Here is a 23,375-nt window from a genome sequence, read left to right on the forward strand (position 1 = left end):
CATGAATGCCATGAGCGGAAAACTAGGCGTGGTTTTAACCGTCATCTTAGTTCTCATGTTCCTCGTGTACCGGTACGTTGAAGGTCAACAGGCGGGTAAAGCATTGGAGGAGACCACCCTCGAAGCCGCCATCCCATCTGTAGCCCTCATACAAGCCAAACCGTCGCCGGCAACCGATTCCATTACGCTGCCCGGCACGATTGAGGGGTGGTACGAGGCGCCCATCTATGCGCGTGTCGAAGGCTACGTGAAGGCCTGGTACAAGGACTATGGCAGTCTTGTGAAGAAAGGTGACATCCTCGCCGAAATCAATACACCGGATCTCGATGCCGAATATCGACAGGCCCATGCAGATTTGCAGGCCGAGCGTGCCAGGAACGCACTGGCTCAACTGACCGCCCAGCGCTACCTCGCCATGCGAGAAAACCAAGCGCTTTCTGAGCAAGCCATCTCCGTACAACTTGCTGAAGCGAAAGCAGCGGCAGCGAAACTCGCGGCGGCTGAGCAAAAGGTGAAGAATATTGAGGCCTTCATTGGATTTAAACAGATCATCGCACCCTTCGACGGAGTGGTGATACAGCGGAACATCAATGTCGGGGACTTGGTGTCCAAAGAAGGCAGCATCAATACCACCAACGCCAAAAACAACCTGTTTACCGTCGCTGTGGTGGATAAGCTGCGTCTGTTTGTGAACGTACCGGCAAATTTTGGTCCCTTCCTGAACCCCGGCCTGACGGCCGAAGTAACCGTGCCGCAAATCCCCAAGCGCCATTTCGCCTTCGAATTCTTGACCGTGGCGAAAGGGTTCGATGTGAACACCCGCACGGCGGTCACGGTCTTTACCCTGGACAACAAGGACCGCATGCTCTGGCCGGGTTCCTATGCCACCGTGCGGCTGACGGCCCCGGTGGAGGCAGGCGTGATCACGATTCCGACCAGCGCGATGGTATTTCAGGAGCATGGCACGCAGGTGGCCGTCCTCACAGAGGACGACCGGATTCATTACAAATCGATTGCCGTGGCTAAAATGCTTGACAGCACTGTTGAGGTCCAAGATGGGATCGCCGAAAACGACCGTATCGTCAATAACCCCAGTAGCGCGTTGCTCGAAGGAGACAAGGTGCGGATCGTGAAGCCTGCTCCAGGGTACGACCTGCTGACTGAGGAAGGAACGGCACCCATCGTACCCAAGGAACAACTAGCAAAGCCTCTATGACACCACGGTTGTTTATGGAGTCACACGTACAAGCGGCATCCGATACACTCGTTACCTGTCGCAGCTGGCGATGGCCACGCTCGCGTTGTCACCCATATGGTATGGGTCTGGAAAGAAGGATGGTGCGCACATGAGAAATCTCATCATCGTGGCTCGGAACTCGATGCTAAGCGACTTAGAAGAGCTCTTACACAAAAACGGGGTTACGGCGTACTCCATCCTCAACAACGTCATGGGGAAGGGCGGGGCTGGTCGAGTCTATGGGACATTTCTCAGCCCTGAGATCAATGCCATTATTTTTGCAGTTCTCCCCTCAGACCAAGTGGAGAGGGCCGTCATCGCGTTGAAGACGCTTCACACCACACGAACCGACGCTGCTCCATATGACACACCTATCCCGCTCAAGGTATTTTCTTCTCCGTGTGAAGAGCATCTGTAACGCGCTGGACTAGGCCTCGAGAGCATACAAACCCGGGGCCCTCACTTGCTGAGCACCACAAGCGCATGGAAGAAGGCTTCCATTGAAGATGCCCTATGAGGAGGCCAAGAAACGGGCAGAGCCGTATACCAAGATCGTAGGCGAGCTGCCAGAAATGCGAAAAGATGCGGTTTCATCCAGCAATCGATCAACCTGGCGAAACCGGCCTATGTCTTGGTGAATAACCGGTCAGAGGACAATGCGCCGCTCACGATTCAGGCGTTGATATCCGCGCTACTCCCGCCCGCGTCATGATGACTAGTGATCAGGTCGAGGCGCTTTACTGAAAGGCATGCCGTGTTTTCTCTGCCATACTTCGAGCGCTGCCTGCAGGATCAGCACCGTGTTGTAGATTAAATCGCGTTCACTATCTGCGAGCGGCTTACCGGATAGAAGATGCCGTTCGATCGGCGTGCAGCTCGACACAAACCGAACCACTGAGCGTGTGAATGGTACCGGATCACCGGAGTTGGCCATAATGCCCTCGTGGGTTAGGCGGTGCTGTACCGCGCACCACCGTGGTTGGCCGTCGATGGACTGGCGGCAGTAAATGTTCTTCGATAGTTTACTGACTCATGTCCCCTTCGGCGGCTGCCGATTGCGCTCAGTCAGGACTCGCGCTCTCTCTGTCGGCTCGTTAACGACCAGACCAACGCACCCACCCAGCCGACCACCGTCCATCCTAACGAGAGATTCACGACCAAAATCGTGATGCAGTTGCGATGTCCTCGCCCGAGGGCGACAAACGAGGGAATGCAATACAAGAACGCGGTGCCCACGACGTAAAGATCAGTGACGATATCATCGTCCATGGGGCACACCCTTCCTTCGAGGTCGCAGGGCGTTCTCTTCTAGTGGCTCTTCGGCAGAAGCCTTTCTACGTCAATCACAGAAGCTCGTTTCCCCTTCCCTTTATCGGGGTACTTCTTCAGAAGATCCGTAATCGCATCTTCAACAAGTTCGTTCATGTCCCTTTCATGATCTACTGAAACATGCTCCAGATCCTACATACGTGAGGGCCAAGACGTAGCCCATACTGCTGTTTCACGTTTTCTGAGCGTGGTCTAGGCATGAGTGGGCGAACTGTAGCAGATGACCTTCGGGCTATCAATCGGTGGAACCCGACATCATTATCAGCATACGCCTATCATGCCAAACCGATGCACGCATCGCTGGCGGGACAAGGATGGGCGCATGTCTTCTCAGCCATACTTGCACCTAGAAGCTAGTCGATTTCGGCTTCAACGCCAACAAAACGTATCGGACGATCTCGACTGAGATGCTGCGGCGTAAGAATGTAGGTACCATACATAGTAGGGATCCAGATTCTGTTCGCCGTGGTCTCACAGAATCCCGACAATACATAGGCGAGGCCCCCGACGATGCCACCCCCGAGAGCAAATGTTGCTTTAAACGGGAAATAGAGGATCGTGGCAGCGGCGGCAGTGAGCTGTATGTCAGGAGGGCCCTGACTCCAAGCCGGAGGAACCAGGACCGAACAGCAGGTGAGGACCACGATGAGAAGCACGAGTGGGAAGAATCTCATGTGCGGCCCCTTCGTTCGTAAGCCGCCGGTCCTAACTTCAACTGTTTCAAATAGTCTCTTGTTTATTGACTTCCAGCCGCTGCCTAACAGCGAAAGGCAACAATCATCAAGACAAGTTACGGTGACAACCGGCGGCCTACGCAGTCGAAGACACAGTGGGCGAGATCATGAATGAACGTTGCTCAAGGTTTCTACCCGGGCACAGGCAGACGCTGAATTTGCCACGGTCGGCATAAATAGGATAATTCTAATCTAGCCGAAGCTCAGATTTTGGAACCTTCTGCTTTACAATCCAGTCCGGAGAGATGCTGAACCGCCAGCGCCATGCGACCTATAAAGACGAACGGACGAAGGAGTAATCACGATACCCTCATACATATTTGAAACAGAGAGGACATCATGATGACCAACGCTTGTGTCCGGATCACTATCATTGCCACGCTCGCAGTGCTGTCTGCCCCGATCACTTCCGCTGTCGATAGAAATGCTGGAGCTCCGGCGAGTATTCCTCCAAGAGTCGTCGCTGACTTTCTTCACGCGGTCATCATGGCGCATCGGAACTTTTACACGATCCATATCGTCAACCCACTGCTGCAAGAAGGGATTGTGGATGTCTCGGAAAATTGGCGGGCGAAAACCGCATTGCCCTTACCCGTGCAGTTCCTGCAAGAGACAAGCGAGATGGCGGAATTGACCAGCGCCGATGTCCATTACCATCTCATCAGTCAATGGCCGATCAACAAGGCCAATGCACCGGTCACCGAATTTGAGCGGCGCGGCCTCGAAGCCGTTCAGGCCGACCCGACCCAGCCCTATTCCAGCACATTCGGGGGCGCCAGCGGACGGCGATTCGGGACGGTCTACGCCGATCTGGCCGTCACACGGGTGTGCATCGATTGCCACAACACCCACTCCAATAGTCCTCGATCAGATTTCAACGTCGGTGATGTCATGGGAGGACTGGTGATCAGTTTCCCGCTCCCTTGACAGGGCAAACAGCAACCGGTCGGCGCATGCCGGTGAAAAGCGCCGACCGGCCGTCACGCATCCGAAGCCACACATTCTTACGTGGACTCTGCACCCCGCAGACAAGCCCAACTTCGAGATGATCGCCATCTCGGTCTCATCCGCCTTCCCGAACTTGGTCGATGAGAAGCATTTCGCCTTTCACAGTTTTGTGCATATCACACCAGAATGCGTGCGTCCGGTTTTCGTCCTTGCCATCACTCGTTGGAGTAAATTTAATCACCATCGTCCGGCCTGGCTCGACCCGATAGACATTCGCCCCTTTTCCTTCTGCAACAGCACCTCCAACCATCTCGACTTTGTCGGCCCTCCCGAATGCCGAGGAATTGAACCCGTGTGTAACGGAGTCCTCATTGCGGATGCTGATCTCGGTCGGAAAGCCGGTGTACATCGTGCCGCGAACCAACTTCGCTTCTCCGGATTGGATCACGATCTCAACTTTCTGAACCTGCGCTCCTCGAACCTCCACACCGCTGATCCCCACGCCAAGGAATGTGCCGACCGCCAGTGCCACGCACATCAACTGAGATTTTGTGACACATCTTCCAACCCTCATAACGTGCCTCCTTCGGTTAGACAGCCCACGATACGTCCAGCCTATTGAAATGCGCATTATTCAGTCGGACGAACAACCTCCTTTGCTCAAGGAACACACATGATCATGTCGCTTTGGCCTGGATACATGCTCCGGCTGGAAATCACGATATTCCTGCATACTGCCTTGAAGACTCTGCACAAGAGCAGAATAGCGACACGCACCAGAATGGCGTTGGAATCTGGGATGATGAGAAAACCGATCGCCAACGCAACGCTTCGCTTAGTGACGAACCACGGTAGGACAAGAAGAGGCATGGGCTAGACCCACTCCTACATATAGTTTCCTCCTTGCAGAAGCTTAGGTCAAGCGAGTGCTTCGGAAAAAGAGAAGTTTCTTTATGTGGACGACATCAAAAATGTCCCTATATCCGCATAAGAATCCATCAGACAACCGCAGAGGCGGAGGCGCGGTTCATGGTTCCAGAGTTCAATACGGCTACCTTGTGTTCCGCCGCATTCGTGTGGGCGGTGTCTCGGTTGGCGACGATACGGCTCAGGCAGTCCAGGCCGCATGGAAAGAGTCCCGCCGAGGTCCCATCTCATGACACCCAGCCAGATGAATCCTTAGCAAAAGGAGGCGATTGGTAATGACTCAGAGCCTGATGGATCATGGTGTGTCGTAGTGTTCTGGCATTGCCGTGGCACCACGACTGCCACGTGCTGGATTGTTTTGGTCTGCATGGAGGCCGAGCCCGACCTGCTCCAGAGGCCTTCTCTCTCTGAATGCTACCAAGTCTGCCAGGATTTCGGTGATCGTTCGACTTAAGCGGTTGATGTCATCCACTGACGAGGCATTCCCACCTGCCGCCTTCTTGCGATTGAAACAACGTACGGGCTTTCCCCCGTCGATAAACCAGAGTGAATGCAATAACTCGTTTCTTTTCCTTGCCGCGCTTTCTATCCTATCCAAAATACGTCGAAAGTCCTCGCGGTCTTTCTCTTTGTAGATCAGCCACTCCTCGCTGGAGCGTAATTTCTCTACCAGGAGCGTTATCGGCAAGTCCTTCGTCAGAACCAGAGCCGTCCGTATCGCAAGCCCCCATGCTTCCCAGGCAAAACACTCCAATGAGATATGGAGTAAGGAAAAGCGGATGGTCATTTTGCCAAGGGCCTTCTCATAGGGGGCCTCATGGTGTGCTTGTGCCCGTAAATTCTTGTCCAACTCTCGGAACGCGTCAGTAGCAATGCTAGTATCTTTGCTCACCATCCCAATCCTTTCACGTTTGCTCCTCAGTCTCAGGTATTTTGTCGAATAGAGAATCCCGTGCCCGAATCGTCAGCAAAGAGTGAGCCACGTCGATTGCGCGGGAAGAGTATGCATTCACACGTATTGTCGTATGTCTGGTAACAAGACGTGCGATGAAGTGGATCATTTGGATACATGTAGAACCCAAATGGATTCATTGTTCCTACGGGAACCATGACCAATCCAGTCAAATCTTGAGACGAAAGCGGCTTCAGCGTACCGGCGTGGCTATCCAACCGAAGCTCCAGGAATCTCACCGTCAATGATGAGTTTGCCGTAGTGAATACAGATGACCTCGGCTTCATCCTTACTCGCGTACGCTTCGTCTTTGAAGAAATGAAGAGTGTGTTCTTGGTTGTGAGTGGACCATGAAATGAACAGGTTCAATCCCCACATGCCGCTCTCCGCGAGATGCTGGGGTGCGGGTCGAATACTGAATCCTTTGTAGGATACTGCTCGGGTCATGTCGATTGACCTTGAGCACGGTAGTGAATAGAACGGCTAAACCCCAGAATCAATTTGACCCTTGGCAGCTTTCAATGCCGCTATCTCGGCCTCAAGGGACGTATCGAAGTCCCCTTCAGCATGTCCTTGTTTTGGATGAGGCCGGGAGTCAAGAGCTTCCACAAGGATTGAATACTGGCATCTCCATCGCCCATTCGCTTGTCGCAGGGGTGTCAATGTGATGATGTAGCCAGCATAGTAAAATTCTCGCCATGGGATGACCATAAAGTGGTCGGAGTGCTCGCTAAGGCTGTTTTCCCGTAATCGTGATCCCGCTGTCTGCCCCAACCTCAATCCTCATATTGGGATGCTGCAGAATCGCCGGGATCATCGTACTTTCCATAAACAACTCCGGATTGGTCTTATGTGTTAATCAGTTCACAGGTTGACCCACCTGGAGGGGGATATTCCAATCTTCACCGTCATGCTTGCTGAGCCTACCTGGAGGAGGTAGGACGGGCGGGAAACTTCTTGTCAATCTGACACAGATAGTGCCAAATCAGATCTACCTCGAGGACACCCCTCGAGTAGGACTTCCGAACCCGCCATAAAGTGCTTAATTTCATCGTGCAAGCTAAGGAGCGACCCTTGTCGGTAACTGGTCAGCGTTTGGCGGACCCTACAAGAAGTGCCATAGCGGTAACAACTAGATGTTAGCTCTGTTTTTGACACTAATTCTGCTGGGAGCGAATCAAGCATTTGAGATTAGGGTCTGAAGGACGGCAATGCGGCGAAGGGAATGCGTCGTTGACGGTTCAGGCCTTGGCGAAAAACCTGGCAGATGTGTAGGGTTAGCTGCTTGAGCAAATGATACGGATAAGAACACGGACATTTTCAAACATTGCCGGTGAAGGTCAGAAGCATATTGAGCCATCAAGGGAAGCGTTTGTCTCCGCCTGATTAGCACTCCCGTCGCTGTGCCCATCTTCCTCATATCGACGTTTTAAGCTGAGATATCCCCCTGGCTCCTGTCAGTATCCTGGGCATAGAAACTGCACAATTCAGCATAGCGTTCCGTAGCAGTCATCATAGGAAAGGAGTAACCGCCAATATGCCAGGAATAATCGAAGCGATCCTAGTGAGCTCAATTGTGGGACTGACGTACATCATGGTAGCTGCATGGCGTAAGTAGACGGAGCGGTTCATATCGTTCAGGAGCCTTCGCCATGAGCGTGAATGGGGTGAGAGGTCAGCTAAGCATAACCGCTCAGCCGGTTCTCGCGGTGAGATACATTTCGTTTCAATAACCGGGTAGAACTGTTCCAAGGTCGCGGCTAGACCGATACCCCTCAAATAGCCATAAGGCTTACTGTTGGTTATTCAGGAGAACCTGCACCCTCAGTGTTGAATAATCAGCAGAGGCAAGATCACGAGTTATGATCAGGGTATCTGCCACGGCCCGGTGCAGGCCAATGGGGAATGACACCATTCACCCACCATGCACTCGCCCGTCGCCCGTTGGCGGGAACCAAGCAGAAGAATTAGCACAGGCCGAAGTAGGCTCGGCCGAGCTTGTCAAGTTAGTACCTGATCTCCCACCTATCAACTGAGATAACGCGATCACCGTAGGTGTTCTTTATAAATCTATAATAGAAACTCCGTAAATATGGATCCTCCGGAATGTCCGTCATCTCTGCCATACAATGGCAGGCAATGATTGAATGGTATGGCACGCCAAGGCAGCTAGCAAACTCAACACGTATCTGCAAACCAACACGGTATTAACACCTGCCTCTTCGAGCGAAGTTTTTGTTTCCGTAACCGCTTGAAAGATTGATGTCCCCGATACGAATTGAACGTACGACCCGCAGTTTAGAAAGCAGTGAAAGGGGATTGCTCAAGTCCATGAAGATTTGGACAATCCCGCCTTCCTTCAATCACATAGCCCATTTCGTTGTAGGGTGACTTCGCACCAATTCATCTCATTTCAGTCCGCTTTGTCGCTCGCGCTAACACCGTATTAACACCGGCCATCCAGGCCTGATCGGTTGACCCCCCACCGGCACAATCTTGGGACCCATATTCCCTCTGCAACACCAGGACAAAATGAACGGCGTTGTCGGCAGGCGGATGGGTGGGCCTGTTTAGGGAACTCGACGTCTAGTTTGTTATCTCAGGCACCACCATGAACAAAGGGAGTAGTCATGCTGAGGCCCTGAGGAGGAGGGCTGTATTCTGTCCAGCTCCCGGTCCAAACATCCCTATTTCCTGGGGGAACCCTCTGCTATGGTTGTACAGTGTCAGTGGGCACGTTGAGTATTCCATTTCCAAAGGAGATCGTCGATGAAAACGCAACCTTCGAAGCAGCGAACAAAGAACACACCGGCCATTCCCAAGGGAAGTCGAACCCAGGAGCAATCATCGGCTGGGACGGCGGTGCCAAAGAAGCAACCGACGTTTGACGATTTGCATGCGCGTATCACCGTACGAGCGTATTATCTGTACGTTGAGCGGGGTCGCCGTGAGAGCTGTGCAGAGCAAGACTGGCTGGATGCGGAACGGGAGATTCTGAACCACACATTTCCCGTGTAGCACCGAATACCAATTCAATCAACTGCTCAGCTTGATACAGTACAACACGGTGTGCCGCGATTGTTCCAACGCCAGCAGGGTACTGCGCAAGCCTGAAACGCGTTTCGAAAAACACCTGGCGGACATCTTGTGATCGAGTAGGGCTCAAGGAGAATCTATTTCACGATCTTCGTCGTACAGCGGTGCGTAATGTGGTGCGCGCTGGAATTAGTGAACGGGTTGCAATGGCCATATCGGGTCACAGAACGCGATCAGTTTTTGATCGGTATGATTATTGTGACAGGAGTAGACTTAAGAATAGCGCAGACTCAATTAGAAGCAACTGATAGCGTGTCCAACTTGTCGCTACCGGTATCGAAGCCCTAACTCTAGCGCAAGTTGCGCTATGACTTCTTCCGAGGTCGAGCGTGAAATGAGCAATACATTTGCGAACGCATCATGCCAAAAGATCAGAGCTTCAGCTTCTTTGTATAGCGACAGGTGATCAAGTAGTTCGGGTTCGGCGTGATCTTGGGCGAACTCGGCGAGTGTTTCCATTAACCTTGCTGAAAATTTACACCGGAACTTTTTGGATACTGGCCAAACGGTTTGAGCTTGGGGCAGGTATGCACCATCCTCCTTGTGAGCCTCGTAACATTTTTCAACGTCATCAGATATCGCTGCCCCCTCTGCATAGAATGTTGTGGCCTCAGGAAAGTATTGCGGTAGAGCCTTAAAGAACCGGGCGCTATCTACTTTCCTCTTCTATTTCCTAAAAATCACTCATACCGTTCGGTTACAGAGAAGAGTTCTGCCCTAGTTTGAGCACAATTTCGAGCACAGTAGAGGGGTGGAGAAGGAGGGCAGCAGCCTAAGCAATTGAAATTTGGTGCCCCCGATACGAATTGAACGTACGACCCGCGGTTTAGGAAACCGCTGCTCTATCCAACTGAGCTACGGGGGCGAGGCCAAATTTCAATGACTTACAGTTCTACAGACTCTCGGTCATAGGGTCAAGTGTTCCCGGCGTGTTCTCTTGGAGGTATTTTTGAACTTTCAGCGCTGCCTGAACCAAGTCGCGCTCCTCGATTGCATTATAACGCTTCCACATCTTCTCAGACTTATGACCAACGATCTTCATCGCGGTCGCTGTATCCACTCCAGCCCTTCGCAAGTTCGTAGACGCACAATGTCGAAGATCATGGAACCTAAAGTCGGTAATTCCGGCATCTCGTAAGGTTGTGCGAAAAGACCGGCTGATGCGTTGTATAGGTTTGCCTCTGAACGTGAAGACATGACGTGTTGAGAGTGAACGGATTTTCGACAGGCGTTGAAGGGCCACTCGTATATCTGGAGTCATTGGGACTTGGCGAGGCTTCTTAGTCTTCGTATCCTGACTGCGAAGTGTAATAAAGCCCCTCTTGAGATCAACACGGTCCCATGTCAGTCCGACAATCTCACCAAATCTCTGGCCCAGCTGATAGGCGAGTAACAGGACAGGCTTTAGATGTCCCTTTGCGACATCGTAGAGTTTGCTCCATTCTTCTTCAGTCAACACTCTATCTCTGGCGTTCTGTGGATCAGGAAGCGGAACCCTGGTAGCGGGGTTGACCTGTAAGAGCCCCCGTCGGATTGCCACGTTCAGACAATGTTTGAGTACAACATGGTCATTGTTCACAGTCTGAATAGTGGGCTTTGTTCCATCCTTCTTCTTACGTTGTGCTCGGAAGGCTTCGACATCATGAGGCTTAATCTCCGTTAAGACCTTTCCACCGAAGAACGGGATTAGCTGCCGCTCCACGATTTCGAGTCGGTCTTGGTAGCTGCGAAGAGCCTTGATTGATTCGAGATTCAGATAGGCAGTTGCCCATTCCTTGAAGAGAATCGGCTTAGCCTGTTCGGTTTTCTCGTGGCCCAAGAGCAAACGGGTTTTGATCGCGGCTTCCATCTCGCGAGCGATTGTCTTGTTCAGGCACCCCACTTTCCATCGCTTCTTTTTGGCTCCGGGTACGCCACTGGCGAGGATCCACGATTTGCCATCCTCATTCTCAATCACACGGAACTCAACATAGTAACTATCGCGCCGCTTGGTTAGTCCCATGGCTGTCTCTCCGTGGTGTGATCGTGTGCTGATCGATCCATGCGTCCAGCTGAGTCTGCTTAAACTTCACAAGTCGCCCGATTTTAACATACCCCAGTTTCCTCGCGGAGACCCATCCGTACAGGGTCAATTTTGAGATACCTAAATACTTCGCGGCTTCATCCATTGTCAAAAGATTGTTCATGGCTCTTCAGATAGGCCTTTCCATCATGTGCCACCAATGAGGTCGAGTGATCCGACCGACGCCTCGGCACAGCTCTCGGGACTGGCACTTATGAGAGAGTTCAGAAGTTTTGGCCATACCGAAAAGGTAGGGGAGGCCGCACAGAGGAAAGGAGTGTGGGGGGCGGGTATGCCCGCGTCTCGAGGGGGTACTCATCTGCGTTTGCGGGAAGGCGAAGTGTCGGATGAGTTAGGTCTGAGGCGTCGGTAGCTTCATCTTGGGGTCCGAATTACATACATTCACGTCACGGCAAATAGAGAATACCGTTTAACCAGGAAGAAGCTCATTTTTGAAAAGTTAGAACTTAGATGCTGAGATCGGCAGGATAAAAAATTCTCCAATAAGGATCATATTTCAGTGTTTTGGCTCCATGTATCAAGTAGAAATCATACCGCAGTCCCTGGGCCCTGAGTGCAGACCAAGATTCTTCCTCAAGCCCAGCCATTTGGAGATAGAACCCTATTGCTTGATGATAAGGATACACATAATCTAAAGCCTTCAGTATCCTGATTAACTCAGTTGACTGGACTGTCTTACGAGCTGCCTTATAACATTGCATTACCTTGTTTATACCACCCGCATATCCAGGACGAACTGTAATATCAATGAGTGTTCTTTCAACTTCCGTCCATTCGAGGAGTTCTCCATGCTTCCCTCTACCCTGCTGCACACCGAGCCTGTTCGTGTTCTTCCCACTTAAAAGAGTTATTCTCGTACTACCATGGCGTAGAATAAATTTTGACCGCCGTTGTTCTCGCGAGAAGGCTAAATTCAACGCCTGCTGAGTAAGTTGGCTTTCCGATCGCGGCTTGGAAGATTGCTCTTTATTCACGTAGATTGTTGAGGATTCCTCTGTGGTCAGACCATTTAGAAATGCGGCAGTTCCGTGGCTCAGGTATGCATTTTTGTGAATTGAGAAAGCTAGTTCGTAACGAGAAGCATCGCCATGAGCATATCGTATCGGGGTATTCTCATATGGGGAATTGAGGGTAAGTATTTTGAATAATTCTTGCTCAAGAATTAGGCTGACAAATCTTTCGCGGGAATGCTGTGGGTATCTACGTTCTTCGGAAAGCTCAAAAAAAACGTCCTGGTATAGGGTTTCTAATTCTGCCTTTGTGTAGATACGCTTCGGTGATCGCAGAATTATTTCCTGGGTTTTGGTTATAATTTTTCTTTGGAGGTCGGTCATCTCACAGAATTGGCTTTAGTTATGAGTTACAATACTATTCTTTGGCGGGAGACAGGTATATATACCTGTCTCCCATCGACGCGCTTTTTAGGTCGCCAAGCATTCCAAGGTATATATACCTTGGAATGCCTGCATGGGAGAGATCCCTTGAGTTGCACTATATTTCATGTATATTGCCCAGCAGGCAATTTGCTTAAAATAGAGTACATCCATGAAAAAAAATCTAGGTCGTTATGAAAGGCAGCTTCTCGCTTATGCTCAGTTACGTGGCAAGAACACAATACGCACTGGTGAGATGTCAAAATCCTTGCGCCTTTCTCCAAAGCAAGAGCGCGAGCTTCTTTCTAGGCTTACTCGCGCAGGAATGATTGCCCGTGTGTCACGCGGATTATATCTTGTGCCGCAACGGCTGCCCTTAGGTGGGAAATGGAGCCCAAGTGAGGTCCTCGCGATTGATACCTTAATCAAGGATAGAGGTGGGTCTTATCAAATATGCGGACCAAATGCATTTCACCGCTATGGGTTTGATGAACAAATACCCAACCGAACATATGTCTACAACAACCGTATTTCAGGTGAAAGAAAGGTTGGGCCAATTGCATTATCGCTTATCAAGGTTGCCAACAAGCGGCTAGGTTCAACTGAGGAAATCCATACAGAAGAAAACATAAATTTGGTATATGCATCACGAGTCCGGACCCTTGTAGATGCTGTATATGATTGGTCGCGATTCAATAGTTTACCCCGCGCTTACGATTGGATTCGCAGAGAACTCAAAATGAAACGGGTCAGTCCAGGTGATTTGGTAAATATCACATTGCAATATGGTGATACAGGGACAATCCGTCGCATGGGCGTTATCTTAGAAAAGGAAGGTGTAGGAGCATTACTTCTTAGCAGACTAAATTCGGCATTGAAGCCAACAACAAGTTTGATTTCGTGGATTCCCAGTCGTCCCAAAAGAGGAATAGTGAATCGGCGATGGGGTGTATTGATAAACGAAACGGCATGAGGCTCGCGTGATAACTCTTCACGAAGACGAACTATTATTTAAGGACGCGATAAATCTTACCGCTGCAGAAACGGCTTTTGCGGCTCGCCTCATTGAGAAGGACTATTATTGCAGCGTACTACTGGAACAGTTAGCCATAGCAGCTGGACAAGATCTGGTGTTCAAAGGGGGCACGTGTCTCGCAAAGGTCCACGGCGATTTCTTTAGGATGAGTGAAGACCTTGATTTTGCCATTTCAATGCCTGTCGATTCATCGAGAGCAGAGCGGAGCAGGAAAGTTGCTCGCCTGAAGCAAACAATTGACAATCTCCCAGATTCTCTAGGATGTTTTTCAATTACAGAACCAATGCAGGGGGCCAATAATTGAGCGGAGTATCTGGGTGCCATCGGGTATATTTCAGTTCTTGATGGGCAGAAGGACAATATTCGCATTGAGATTAGTCTTCGCGAACCATTACTCACCGCAACGGTGAGCGGTAAAGCTAGAACGCTTATGATAGATCCAGTGTCCAACGCTTCATTGATCGCTCCTGTATCAGTAAGTTGCATATCGCGAATTGAAGCGCTCGCAGAGAAGTTTCGAGCTGCATTGACAAGAAGGGAAGTCGCCATCCGTGACTTTTACGACTTGGATTATCTTATGAGGCAATATGCGATCAGGAGCCAAGACTTGGAATTAAGAACATTGGTCAAAAGTAAAATCCATGTGCCTGGCAATGGTCCTATTGATGTAGGCGAAAGTCGCTTGGCCGAGCTACGAAATCAAATGGATGGACGATTAAAACCAGTACTTCGAGAAAAAGACTTTTCAGAGTTTTCCTTAGCTCGTGCTTATGAAACTGTTACGCACATGGCTAGAATAGTGGCATGACGAAATCTTGCCTTCTCAATACTCAGATGAGTCTGAGCTAAATATAACTATATCAAATCTCCACGCCTACCAAATTAACCTGCATACCGCACAACCACAGAAACCTGCATATTATTTCACTTGTTTCGATTATTGCGCTTATTTCGATTGGCTGCTATACTACCTTCTGGGAAGAGAGGAGCGAATCCATGGCTACTTTAACCAGAGAACCGATTGTGCCGACCGCTGAGGACGCAGCGCTCGCGAAGAAAGCGCTACAAGCCCTGGCATCGCACCAAGACCCATCCATGGATTTCCACGTTCAGATTATTCAGAAGCGGAAAACCCCTGAACGTCTGTTTTTGCCTCCTTCGGCTGTGCACCTCCTATTCACCATCCTTGACGAAATGTCGGCGGGCAATGCCGTCACACTGATTCCGGTCCATGCCGAACTCACGACGCAAGAAGCCGCCGACGTGCTGAATGTGTCCCGTCCGTTCCTCGTGAATCTGTTAGCCGAGCAGAAAATCCCCTACCGTAAGGTTGGCACCCACCGGCGCATTCTCTTCGCGGATCTCATGCGTTACAAACATCAGATCGATGCGGACCGCCGTGGTGTCCTCGATCAACTGACCCAAGACGCGCAAGCGCTGAAGATGGGCTATTGAATGTGGCCACCTTCACCGCGCTCTACGATGCCTGCGTCCTGTATCCCGCTCCTCTTCGTGATCTGCTCCTCGAACTCGCTGTAACGGATCTATTTCGCGCCAAATGGTCCTCACACATTCATGACGAGTGGATACGGGCGGTACTTGAGCATCGATCAGATCTCACCGTTGCGCAGCTCCGGCGCACGAGAGACCTCATGGATGACCATGTTCGCGACTGCCTCGTTGAGGATTTTCAGGAGTTGATTCCATCCCTCACCCTACCAGACCCGAATGATCGGCATGTCCTGGCGGCCGCCATTCGCGGGAGGGCTGACGTGATTGTCACCTACAATCTTGCGGACTTTCCCGATAAGGAACTCCAGAAATACGGCATCACGCCCCAACATCCCGATGAGTTTCTGCTACACCTCTTCAATCTGGCACCGAGCATCGTCTGTGCCGCTGCCAGAACGCATCGGGCGAGGCTCAAACATCCTCCAAAGACCACGGCTGAATACCTCGAGACGCTTGAACGCCAGTCCTTGTCACAATTCGTGGCGGCGCTTCGTCCCTACGCGGTTCGTCTCTGATCTGATCCCATCTTTCAGCACAATGGTGGTGTTTCCCCCGGCAAGCTCGCGAGAGCCGTTCAGCATGCAACTGTGTTCTGTAACCATCTGACGCGTAGTTGGTTGCCTGCCGGCCGACAGCCGCGTCAAACTAAGTTCGAAGCTGACCCATTGATCATCCTTCACATCGACAAACGGGCGAGCGTTGGTCAACATGTGAACACAGGACCTGTACTCCTCGTGTCCATTCTCTGATCGTGCTGTGCTCTCCGTGCGTGAGAGCCGGTTTATTGGTTATTGCCTGTGTGCATGCGGCCTTCGTCCTGGCTTTCCTCCGGCGGGCTGCGTCGATCATGCCCGCGGGCCGCCACTGAGGCGGCTCCCTTGCGCGCGCATTCCTCCGCATCGCGCCCGCCGGTCCGCCAGGATGCGGCGGCCTCTCTGTCTCCTTTGTCGTCGCTGTGTGGCCTCCACGCCTAGTGAGAGGCCAACACAACAACTCAAACCAAAGGAGACAACACATGGCAACTCAAGAACACAAATCCAAGCCGGTCACCACGCTGCGATGCAGCAGCATCAAGGCAAGTATCTGGAAGAACGAGGGCGTAAAAGGCCCGTTCTACAACGTGACCGTAGCCCGCTCGTACAAGGGCCAGGATGGAGTCTGGAAGAATTCCGAATCCTTCGGCCTGGCGGACCTTGACGCGCTCGTGGCTGTCGCCCAACAGGCGAAACTCTGGGTCACCGAGCGGTCAGGTCGCTGACCGTCACGGGAAGCCTCCGGCCCTCGCGCCGGGGGCTTCCTGAATCCGAAGAAAGGAGAAATTCGATGGAAACATATCTGGAATGCGCGAAGCTCCTGGACGAGCTACTCGCCGGCGCACGCGCGGTGCGTATCTCAGTACCTGGTTATATGCCGCTATCGGTCGAGGAGATTGGATCCAGTGAAGAGGGACACCGCTTGGTGTCCCTCTGCCATTATGGCGAACAGAACGGCGATCTGATGCGCGATCCCGACATGGTGTTCCTGTTCCATAACGTACCCGACGGTGTGGCAGCCGAACCGGTGTCCTTTAGGAACGACTACCTGGGGATCTCGCAAGAAGTCTATCGCTATAACGAGGCTGGCAGACGCACCCACGTGTTTCCCACGCTGAAACAGGAGTTGAAGACGTTTGCCACGACCTGGTTTGCCACGCTCAGAGTTCAGGGATTCTTTGGGGCCACCGCCATTCGAGAGATTTTATCGCTGTGATCTCTTCAATCCATTTCACGAGGCATAATGTGAAGAGATCATGCGCCGTCAACAAAATGAAACCCTGATACAACACGGAGCCAGTGAGGCTTATCGCTTCGTGCCGATAAAAATGAAGCTGGTGGTCCTGGCACTGTTGAGGGCCGCACTGTACAGCCGGTGTGTTGGTGCATCGTAAAAGGCCACCCCGTTGACTGTGTCGGCTCCATGGGAACAGGCGCCACCTCCGAATGTCACCGAGGTATGAAACACATTTCCCTTTGCACGAGGAGATAGGGTGCCAGCAAAGGCGCATCCATCTGTTGAATGACCTGAAAAAGTCCCTGCTGAGTCTACGGTCACCGTGACCGTGTGGTTGTCCGCACGGAGCCCAGCATAATTCCCGGCTACCAGATTCAGATTCGGGGCCGACTCAGAGTCCGCATCGTACGTAGTCGTAAAGCTCTCTGTGTCGCCATTGAAATACGCGATCGTCCCGCGAAAGCTCTCTTTCAGACCATAGGTGCCACTCATTGTCGCACCACGAATGCCCGCGCCTTCCAAATTGAAATCCCTGGTGTTCGAGGAACCGAAGGAGCCGGAGTGCGACGTGCCAGTGCCCTGAACCAGTCCAGCCAGAACGGTGGGATTGTTTCTTGCCGCATAGAAGACCCAATAGGAGCCGTCATCGAGGACCAGTCCACGGACTGTGCGACTCGTGGGAGTCGCGCCCGTCCAGCGACCTTCAGGTGATGGGGCTGTTGGCTGCGGCATAGAAGAAGGGTGACTTTCGCCATACCCGCCTCCACCCCCACAGGCGACGGAAGCGAACCCACTATTTATGCAATTGGCCAGGTTGCCACATGCAACGAGCCCACTCATCAAACAGACTGTCAGAAGGCATTTCATCGTGTTCGGCCATGTCGTGCGCATGGTTGTCGCCTCAACCCGAGAGCGAAAGGTAGAGGGTGTTGCACCCGTTCTCAGTATAACAAGAGGGTAATCCCCCTCCATTGGGGGAAAGAAAACGGGGAACACAACGCGAGACGATGCCGGCATGCCCGCTTGACGGAAGGTCCATCGACGAGTGATCCAGGCGCGGTCCTGGTGTCCTTGGAAAGCGTGAGAGAGATCGATTTTAAGAGGTTGCAGGATATGGCTGTTGCCCGTAGTTGTCTTACATTTCTTGTATCGTTTTGCCTATGTTCTTTTACCCCCGGATCACCGCGCCCGGACTCTCCTCCGATGAACAGAATCAGGCACACGTTGGTAATTGGTGTGAAGCGTCTCAACTTGGGCTGGTGCAGGTGAGCTGATGGGGCAGACGGCCAAACGGACGACCACGATCACGGTGGATCTGGGTGAACTGAAAGCGCCATGGCATACCTGGTGTCAGGACCGCGGCGTCACGCCGAGCCATGCGTTGCGGAACGCCCTTCGGCAGGCCATGGATCGGAGAGCAACGCGGGCTCCTGCACCTCGGCTGCGGGTCATGCCCAAGCGAGAACGAGCCACCGCTCGCATCGAACTGAACCTGACGACCTCAGAGCTTGCCGCTCTGAAGCGCATGGCCGGTCACGAAGGCTACGTGCCGACGAAATGGGTAGTGGCGATGGTGCGCGCTAAGTTGTCCGGGCAGCCGCAGGTCGGACAGTCGGAACTGGAGACATTGGCCCGGTCGAATCAGCAACTCCTCGCCTTGGGGAGGAACCTGAACCAGATTGCGAAAGTTCTGAATACTGCGCCTCAAAACAGGACAGCGTTTCGGGTTGAGGTCGTCACCGAACTTTCTCGCGTGATCCAGGCTCATACGAAGAAGGTGTCCGATGTCTTACGCGGGACCGTGGAGCGATGGCACCTTCAGTGACCCCGCCAACCAACCGGATCGACGAGAAGCTCGATGAGTGGGGGAGTCGGCTCTTTAATGTCTCAACCGAGACCCTACCGCGGCCGCGTAGCAGCAAGTGCAATCCTCTTGGCTCAGCCAAGCCCGTAAGTACCGGCGGGCGGCTCAGTACGCCGCAGGCTCGTGCGACCTATGTGCGGCAGAAACTGCAGGCCATGGTCCGCCATGCGCCACAAGTGGTGGTAAAACTCGTCAAGGCGCCGAAGGGTATGAAGGGGATCTCCAATAACCTCACCTACATTTCGCGTGATGGCCAACTCGAGATCGAGGATCAGGACGGCCAGGTGATCCACGGGAAGGATGCCGTGGCGGATCTGAAGACCGAATGGCGCGACGGCGGCATGCCGATTGCCGCAGACTCGACGATGCGCGATGCCTTTCATCTCGTTCTCTCCATGCCGGCACGGACCGATCCACTCTCGGTTCAACGGGCGGCGCGTGACTTTGCGACGCGGGAGTTCTCAGGGTTTCAATACGCAATGGTTCTCCACACATTCGAGACCGATCCGGACCCGAACCCCTCTCCGCATCCGCATGTCCACCTTACGGTGAAAGCCGCGGGCCTCAATGGGGTCCGCTTAAATCCCAGAAAGGTAGATCTGCAACGCTGGCGAGAGGGATTTGCGAAGGCCTTACGAGAGCATGGCATTGAGGCCACCACGACCAGTCGCCTCCACCGTAGGAATCGGGAACGCTGGACGGTGCGGCATCTGCATGAATCGAGCGATAAAGCGAGGTCGCTAGAGCGGTTGAAGCGCACAACGCGCCGACCTGCACAAGCTCAGGAAGTCATGTGGAATTATGAGCAGGTGATGCGAGTATTAGCTCGGTCAGATCGTGGAGAGGATCGACAACTGGCGGCAGACCTGGTCCGTTACTTGGGTGAGCGTTCGCAGGACGTCTCAAAGACTCGTTCGCCGGAGCGCGACCGATCTTCTTAAGGACCTGCACTATCCGTTTCTTGATCCCTAGTTTCCGAAAGGTATTGTCTTGAGCCCCCCAACACCCCACGACCAAGGGGACCTCGCTCCCATGTGGAACCCTCGACCCGAGGGAGATGTTGGCTCTCCCCTTGGCAGCTCCCCATGAATCCGAACTTCGGATCTCATTCCAGGTGTATTTCTGTCCGTTGTGGACTAGGCTACAATTGATCTCTGATCACGAAACAGGAATTTCGTTTTAGTAGGATTTGTGTCGGAAATCTCCGATTTAGAAGCAGCTGGCATCATGTGGGACTGGGTTTTACGCGGGTCTCTCATTATCGCTACGCTTGGCGCATTTGCCGAGTTCTTCGCGAGCTGGACCACTGTGATTAAAACTACACAGGAAACTAGCATTGAAAAAGTAGCTCCTTTAGTAGTCATCCTCGGCTCAGTAGGTGGACTTGCCGCAACGTGGAATCTGTCAAACACAAACGGCCAGATAATCGCAATTCTAAATAAGCAAGTCGCCAATGCCCAAACTGAAGCTGGACACGCTATGGCCACCGCCGCCGAGGCGCAAATACGCCTCGAAGAAGCAAGAGAGCGTACGGCAAAGGTAGAGGAGAGGGTGGCTACTGCCTATAAAGCCGCAAAGGACGCAGAAGCCCAGGCTCGAAAGTTTGAATCTGTGATAGCAACAGCTAACGCACGTGCTGAGGAGGCAAAACAAATCGCCGAACAAGAACGGCTTGAAAGAGTTAAGCTTGAGGCACAAGTAGCGCCACGCCGCCTCGACAGAGAGCAAGAAAAGACCATCATCAATTCGCTTAGCCGCTTCAGGGGCCGAAGTGTAGCCGTCGTATCCTACTCTTTAGATGTGGAGGGTGGAGTGCTGGCGATGCAAATAATCTCTATCCTGCGGGGAGCCGGCATTTTAGTTGAAGATAGTGTTGCTGGATTGTTAACAACGGGATCGTTCTGGACCGGGGTGATCTTGAGAGGACCTGCTGAGGAACAAGACTTTGTTAGCGCACTGACAACTTCTCTTAAAATTGATGGACGCCTAGCCGTACGAAACGAAGCCAAAGAATTTGTTGTCCCTCCGGGAATTTCTAAGCTAGGAGAAAAAGCTGTGTTTCTTCTTGTCGGAGCCAAACCCCCTCGAATAAATGTCAGTCACGCCCAGAAAGATCAACCGGAGAGAGTAGATTAATGCTCAACAGGAATAGTAAATCCGTAAGTGCTAACAATCAAGTATTCAATAATGAGACCGAAGAACGCTATGCAATGCCGTTCGCCAACCTGGTGGTTTACGCCAATGTCAGCAAGGATAAGAACAAGCTTTACATTAATTACGTTTTCGCGCCACAAGAGTTACGCGGCAAGGGGGCGGTCGGAGAATTCATGAGTAAGTTGATGGATGTTGTGCGCGTGGAAAAACTGAAGGCCGTGCCCATATGCGGCTATGCCGCAAGTTGACTTCGGCGGCATAGCGAGTATCAGTATTTGGTTTCTGATTAGTACCCGTAATCGTCATTCTTAAACGGGCCGCTCGCCGAGACGTGCGCTACTCCTTGGTTAGAATAAATCCAACTGTTTGAGACCTTACAAAACAGTTCTTATCTCGGAGACGGCTACAGTGACGTTAGTGACCGAGTATTCAACGACAGCACCGGGTTTGGCTTTCGCTGGGTAAAAAAGGGCCAAATTCATTCCATCGCTCACCGAGCTGCGATAAATGACTCCATCGTAGCTACACCGCTTAACGAACTCACACAAAAATTGGCTAGGAGTATAGTCAACAGCCGCTGCCTGAGGAAGGACGGGCGTGGTCAATTCTAAGCCTAGCCGCTCAAGAAATGGCAAATCGTTTCTCATTCTTTGGATATCAAGCGCATCGGCTAGCAGAAATGGGGACACCGTCCTCCGTGGTGCACGTAGATCAACGAGCTTAAGGTCAGAAGGAGTTCTAAAATCGGCCACGCAAGCTCTTTCGCCTGTGTGAGGCCTAATTTCAGATACGGCAGTTTTTGGATTCGAACCCAAATATAAGTAGGGGATTCCTGCGGGATTCGCACGTCCGTGCGTGGCAATCCTTCTATCTGGCGCACCCATCTTTTCAATCGGAAATGGAACATCTTCAGTTGATATTCTCGCTCTATACCACACGTCGGGAACTTCTCCCACTGTGACGCTTAGATGAGCAAGAAGGTTTTTCAACCGCTCTTCGTCGAGTTCCACATCGGGGAAAAAACGGTTTCGATACATCAATTCTTCCCGAAGTTTTTCCCACTCGCTCAATCTATCTTTGTCAACCATTTCGGAAGGCAGAAAGGATTTCCTTACAATATCACCGTCATCTAACACCTCACTCAGGAGCTCCTTAGCTTTTGAATCATTCATAGGCGAGTTCGCAAACAAACCCCAATCCTCCCGAAACCAATGGACAAGTAACTTGCCAGTTGCATCCGAGCGGTACGCACTTACCAATAGCTCAAAATATTCTTGCAACTGCGTTGGGTTTAGGAGCGGCTGGCTCTCTGCTGCGCAGAACGAACATTTGCCTTTCGCTGGCAAGAAAAGGGGGAAGATGTTGTGGCGAAGACCGCGATCACCGAAGCATTCCGGACAACACTTCATGGCGAGCTAAGTCGCCGGATTGAAGTAGAGGGCAAGCGTCTCGATGTGATGATTCATCGAAAGTTTCTTGATATATCCCAAACCAGGAAAATGCCCTCGCCGGTGAAGCTCGCGAAACTCTTGGACTGCCGATGTCTCCTCTATCTTGGAGTGCTTTTTCTTCAGAATCGAGATCATCTTTTCCAGCGCCTCAGCAAATTTCCCTGCGGGGTCTTGGGGCGTATCCTGTCGATCCGAAACGAAATGATAAATCTGCATTGCATCATCTTTCTCTGAGTCTATGAATGTAAGATGGATTGCGACTGCATAGGCTGGTCCCCCAGTTTCGCTGTAATCATCACCAACGATTAGAAAATCGCCGAATCCATCCATGCCTTCATCCGTGTAGGTAACGTGAAGGTCGGAAAAAAACTCAAGTTCTTCATAATCTCGATTTCGCTTTTTTTGAAAGCCATCTCTTAAGAGCACTCTGTGTGCTTGTTTGAAATGTTTTTGGTAAAGTTTTCCGCAAAAGCGATCAACAAAGATATGGCATTGGTCTTTCATCGACTGGCCTAACTTGGCCGACAAAGTTTTGGCATCGGTAAAGCCCGCATGTATGAAACAAGGTGAGTGGTCAGAGTGATCTTCGAAACATTCAAGCGCTTCGGCAACTGACATGTTGGGCTTGAGAAGAATTCCCGCTGATATTCCAGGTAAGTTAAGAAATTCCTCCTGTAAGAGTTCTGTCAATGGTTCCCCTGATTCTGACAGATCACCATGGTGTGGATTTACAATGACGATTGCACGTCCCTCGACCTCTGCAACAGCTTTTAACGTTCTGTTAAGCCCATTCAAGGTTTCCTTGACTGGTTCAATTATCGGACAAAACTCCGCCTCCTGAAAAATAGCGGCCATTTCTCTTATCGTTATCAGTTCATACTGTTTTCCGCGAAAGTAAGGATGATACAT

General features: G+C 51.8%; 27 protein-coding genes and 1 tRNA gene. 15 read left to right on the top strand and 13 right to left on the bottom strand.

The features are described 5' to 3' along the window. The first annotated feature begins 1 nt into the window (after nt 1). Together H8K03_17795 and H8K03_17800 are read left to right on the top strand one after the other, a co-directional pair. On the top strand, nt 2–1,216 hold the full coding sequence (locus H8K03_17795) for an efflux RND transporter periplasmic adaptor subunit (GenBank protein UVT19622.1): 1,215 nt from the start codon (nt 2–4) through the stop codon (nt 1,214–1,216). A 130-nt stretch (nt 1,217–1,346) separates the two neighbouring features. Beyond that, nucleotides 1,347–1,655 carry a hypothetical protein gene (locus tag H8K03_17800; GenBank protein UVT19623.1) on the top strand — a complete coding sequence of 103 codons (309 nt, stop codon included), beginning with the start codon at nt 1,347–1,349 and terminating at the stop codon, nt 1,653–1,655. A 297-nt stretch (nt 1,656–1,952) separates the two neighbouring features. Here the strand turns inward: H8K03_17800 and H8K03_17805 are convergent, their stop codons facing one another. From H8K03_17805 to H8K03_17815, 3 genes are all read right to left on the bottom strand, one after another. Next, nucleotides 1,953–2,171 carry a hypothetical protein gene (locus H8K03_17805; protein ID UVT19624.1) on the bottom strand — a complete coding sequence of 73 codons (219 nt, stop codon included), beginning with the start codon at nt 2,169–2,171 and terminating at the stop codon, nt 1,953–1,955. Nucleotides 2,172–2,302: 131 nt separating this feature from the next. Beyond that, nucleotides 2,303–2,506, bottom strand: a complete 204-nt coding sequence (locus H8K03_17810; GenBank protein UVT19625.1) for a superinfection immunity protein — start codon at nt 2,504–2,506, stop codon at nt 2,303–2,305. A gap of 413 nt (nt 2,507–2,919) precedes the next feature. Next, nucleotides 2,920–3,240 carry a hypothetical protein gene (locus tag H8K03_17815; protein ID UVT19626.1) on the bottom strand — a complete coding sequence of 107 codons (321 nt, stop codon included), beginning with the start codon at nt 3,238–3,240 and terminating at the stop codon, nt 2,920–2,922. 399 nt (nt 3,241–3,639) lie between these two features. On the opposite strand from H8K03_17815, the gene H8K03_17820 reads away from it, so the two are divergent. Continuing rightward, the gene (locus H8K03_17820; protein ID UVT19627.1) at nt 3,640–4,227 is read left to right on the top strand and encodes a DUF3365 domain-containing protein; all 588 of its coding nucleotides are present in this window, start codon (nt 3,640–3,642) and stop codon (nt 4,225–4,227) included. Nucleotides 4,228–4,363: 136 nt separating this feature from the next. Here H8K03_17820 and H8K03_17825 read toward each other — a convergent pair whose 3' ends face one another. The 3 genes from H8K03_17825 to H8K03_17835 all read right to left on the bottom strand — a co-directional run bounded on the left by H8K03_17825 (nt 4,364) and on the right by H8K03_17835 (nt 6,574). Further along, a complete protein-coding gene (locus H8K03_17825; GenBank protein ID UVT19628.1) occupies nt 4,364–4,822 on the bottom strand; it encodes a hypothetical protein in 459 nt (152 codons plus the stop codon). 648 nt (nt 4,823–5,470) lie between these two features. After that, complete coding sequence (locus tag H8K03_17830; protein UVT19629.1) at nt 5,471–6,070, bottom strand: hypothetical protein; 600 nt, start codon at nt 6,068–6,070, stop codon at nt 5,471–5,473. Nucleotides 6,071–6,337: 267 nt separating this feature from the next. Then, nucleotides 6,338–6,574 (bottom strand): hypothetical protein, encoded by a 237-nt coding sequence (locus H8K03_17835; protein ID UVT19630.1) that lies wholly within the window; start codon nt 6,572–6,574, stop codon nt 6,338–6,340. A gap of 2,322 nt (nt 6,575–8,896) precedes the next feature. On the opposite strand from H8K03_17835, the gene H8K03_17840 reads away from it, so the two are divergent. Next, nucleotides 8,897–9,145: a DUF2934 domain-containing protein gene (locus H8K03_17840; protein ID UVT19631.1), complete on the top strand. Its 249-nt coding sequence runs from the start codon at nt 8,897–8,899 to the stop codon at nt 9,143–9,145. Between the two features lie 866 nt (nt 9,146–10,011). Here H8K03_17840 and H8K03_17845 read toward each other — a convergent pair. From H8K03_17845 to H8K03_17860, 4 genes are all read right to left on the bottom strand, one after another. Then, nucleotides 10,012–10,088, bottom strand: a tRNA-Arg gene (locus H8K03_17845). A 27-nt stretch (nt 10,089–10,115) separates the two neighbouring features. Continuing rightward, nucleotides 10,116–11,225: a site-specific integrase gene (locus H8K03_17850; protein ID UVT19632.1), complete on the bottom strand. Its 1,110-nt coding sequence runs from the start codon at nt 11,223–11,225 to the stop codon at nt 10,116–10,118. After that, nucleotides 11,200–11,409, bottom strand: a complete 210-nt coding sequence (locus H8K03_17855) for a helix-turn-helix domain-containing protein (GenBank protein ID UVT19633.1) — start codon at nt 11,407–11,409, stop codon at nt 11,200–11,202. The genes H8K03_17850 and H8K03_17855 overlap by 26 nt, the downstream gene beginning before the upstream one ends. Nucleotides 11,410–11,752: 343 nt before the next feature. Next, on the bottom strand, nt 11,753–12,640 hold the full coding sequence (locus H8K03_17860; protein ID UVT19634.1) for a hypothetical protein: 888 nt from the start codon (nt 12,638–12,640) through the stop codon (nt 11,753–11,755). 211 nt (nt 12,641–12,851) lie between these two features. On the opposite strand from H8K03_17860, the gene H8K03_17865 reads away from it, so the two are divergent. The 7 genes from H8K03_17865 (at nt 12,852) to H8K03_17895 (ending at nt 16,976) form a co-directional block, all read left to right on the top strand. Continuing rightward, nucleotides 12,852–13,652: a type IV toxin-antitoxin system AbiEi family antitoxin domain-containing protein gene (locus H8K03_17865; protein UVT19635.1), complete on the top strand. Its 801-nt coding sequence runs from the start codon at nt 12,852–12,854 to the stop codon at nt 13,650–13,652. Nucleotides 13,653–13,659: 7 nt separating this feature from the next. Further along, complete coding sequence (locus H8K03_17870; protein UVT19636.1) at nt 13,660–14,019, top strand: nucleotidyl transferase AbiEii/AbiGii toxin family protein; 360 nt, start codon at nt 13,660–13,662, stop codon at nt 14,017–14,019. Nucleotides 14,020–14,028: 9 nt separating this feature from the next. Continuing rightward, nucleotides 14,029–14,523, top strand: coding sequence for a nucleotidyl transferase AbiEii/AbiGii toxin family protein (locus H8K03_17875; protein ID UVT22535.1), 495 nt, complete (start codon nt 14,029–14,031; stop codon nt 14,521–14,523). Nucleotides 14,524–14,711: 188 nt separating this feature from the next. After that, on the top strand, nt 14,712–15,170 hold the full coding sequence (locus H8K03_17880; protein ID UVT19637.1) for a helix-turn-helix domain-containing protein: 459 nt from the start codon (nt 14,712–14,714) through the stop codon (nt 15,168–15,170). A 2-nt stretch (nt 15,171–15,172) separates the two neighbouring features. After that, nucleotides 15,173–15,742: a PIN domain-containing protein gene (locus H8K03_17885; GenBank protein ID UVT19638.1), complete on the top strand. Its 570-nt coding sequence runs from the start codon at nt 15,173–15,175 to the stop codon at nt 15,740–15,742. Between the two features lie 500 nt (nt 15,743–16,242). Further along, the gene (locus H8K03_17890) at nt 16,243–16,485 is read left to right on the top strand and encodes a hypothetical protein (protein UVT19639.1); all 243 of its coding nucleotides are present in this window, start codon (nt 16,243–16,245) and stop codon (nt 16,483–16,485) included. A gap of 65 nt (nt 16,486–16,550) precedes the next feature. Further along, nucleotides 16,551–16,976, top strand: coding sequence for a hypothetical protein (locus H8K03_17895; protein ID UVT19640.1), 426 nt, complete (start codon nt 16,551–16,553; stop codon nt 16,974–16,976). Between the two features lie 90 nt (nt 16,977–17,066). On the opposite strand, the gene H8K03_17900 is transcribed toward H8K03_17895, so the two are convergent. Then, nucleotides 17,067–17,729, bottom strand: coding sequence for a hypothetical protein (locus H8K03_17900; GenBank protein ID UVT19641.1), 663 nt, complete (start codon nt 17,727–17,729; stop codon nt 17,067–17,069). A 541-nt stretch (nt 17,730–18,270) separates the two neighbouring features. Here H8K03_17900 and mobC point away from each other — a divergent pair. From mobC to H8K03_17920, 4 genes are all read left to right on the top strand, one after another. Then, the gene (mobC, locus tag H8K03_17905) at nt 18,271–18,822 is read left to right on the top strand and encodes a plasmid mobilization relaxosome protein MobC (GenBank protein UVT19642.1); all 552 of its coding nucleotides are present in this window, start codon (nt 18,271–18,273) and stop codon (nt 18,820–18,822) included. Beyond that, nucleotides 18,807–19,802, top strand: coding sequence for a hypothetical protein (locus tag H8K03_17910; protein UVT19643.1), 996 nt, complete (start codon nt 18,807–18,809; stop codon nt 19,800–19,802). The genes mobC and H8K03_17910 overlap by 16 nt, the downstream gene beginning before the upstream one ends. 250 nt (nt 19,803–20,052) lie before the next feature. Further along, nucleotides 20,053–20,997 carry a hypothetical protein gene (locus H8K03_17915; protein ID UVT19644.1) on the top strand — a complete coding sequence of 315 codons (945 nt, stop codon included), beginning with the start codon at nt 20,053–20,055 and terminating at the stop codon, nt 20,995–20,997. Further along, nucleotides 20,997–21,263, top strand: coding sequence for an N-acetyltransferase (locus tag H8K03_17920; protein ID UVT19645.1), 267 nt, complete (start codon nt 20,997–20,999; stop codon nt 21,261–21,263). Before H8K03_17915 ends, H8K03_17920 begins: the two co-directional genes overlap by 1 nt. A gap of 126 nt (nt 21,264–21,389) precedes the next feature. On the opposite strand, the gene H8K03_17925 is transcribed toward H8K03_17920, so the two are convergent. Then, nucleotides 21,390–22,424 (bottom strand): RES family NAD+ phosphorylase, encoded by a 1,035-nt coding sequence (locus H8K03_17925; protein UVT19646.1) that lies wholly within the window; start codon nt 22,422–22,424, stop codon nt 21,390–21,392. A 6-nt stretch (nt 22,425–22,430) separates the two neighbouring features. After that, complete coding sequence (locus H8K03_17930; protein ID UVT19647.1) at nt 22,431–23,375, bottom strand: sce7725 family protein; 945 nt, start codon at nt 23,373–23,375, stop codon at nt 22,431–22,433.

Source organism: Nitrospira sp. (assembly GCA_024760545.1).
In the GTDB taxonomy this organism is placed as follows: domain Bacteria; phylum Nitrospirota; class Nitrospiria; order Nitrospirales; family Nitrospiraceae; genus Nitrospira_D.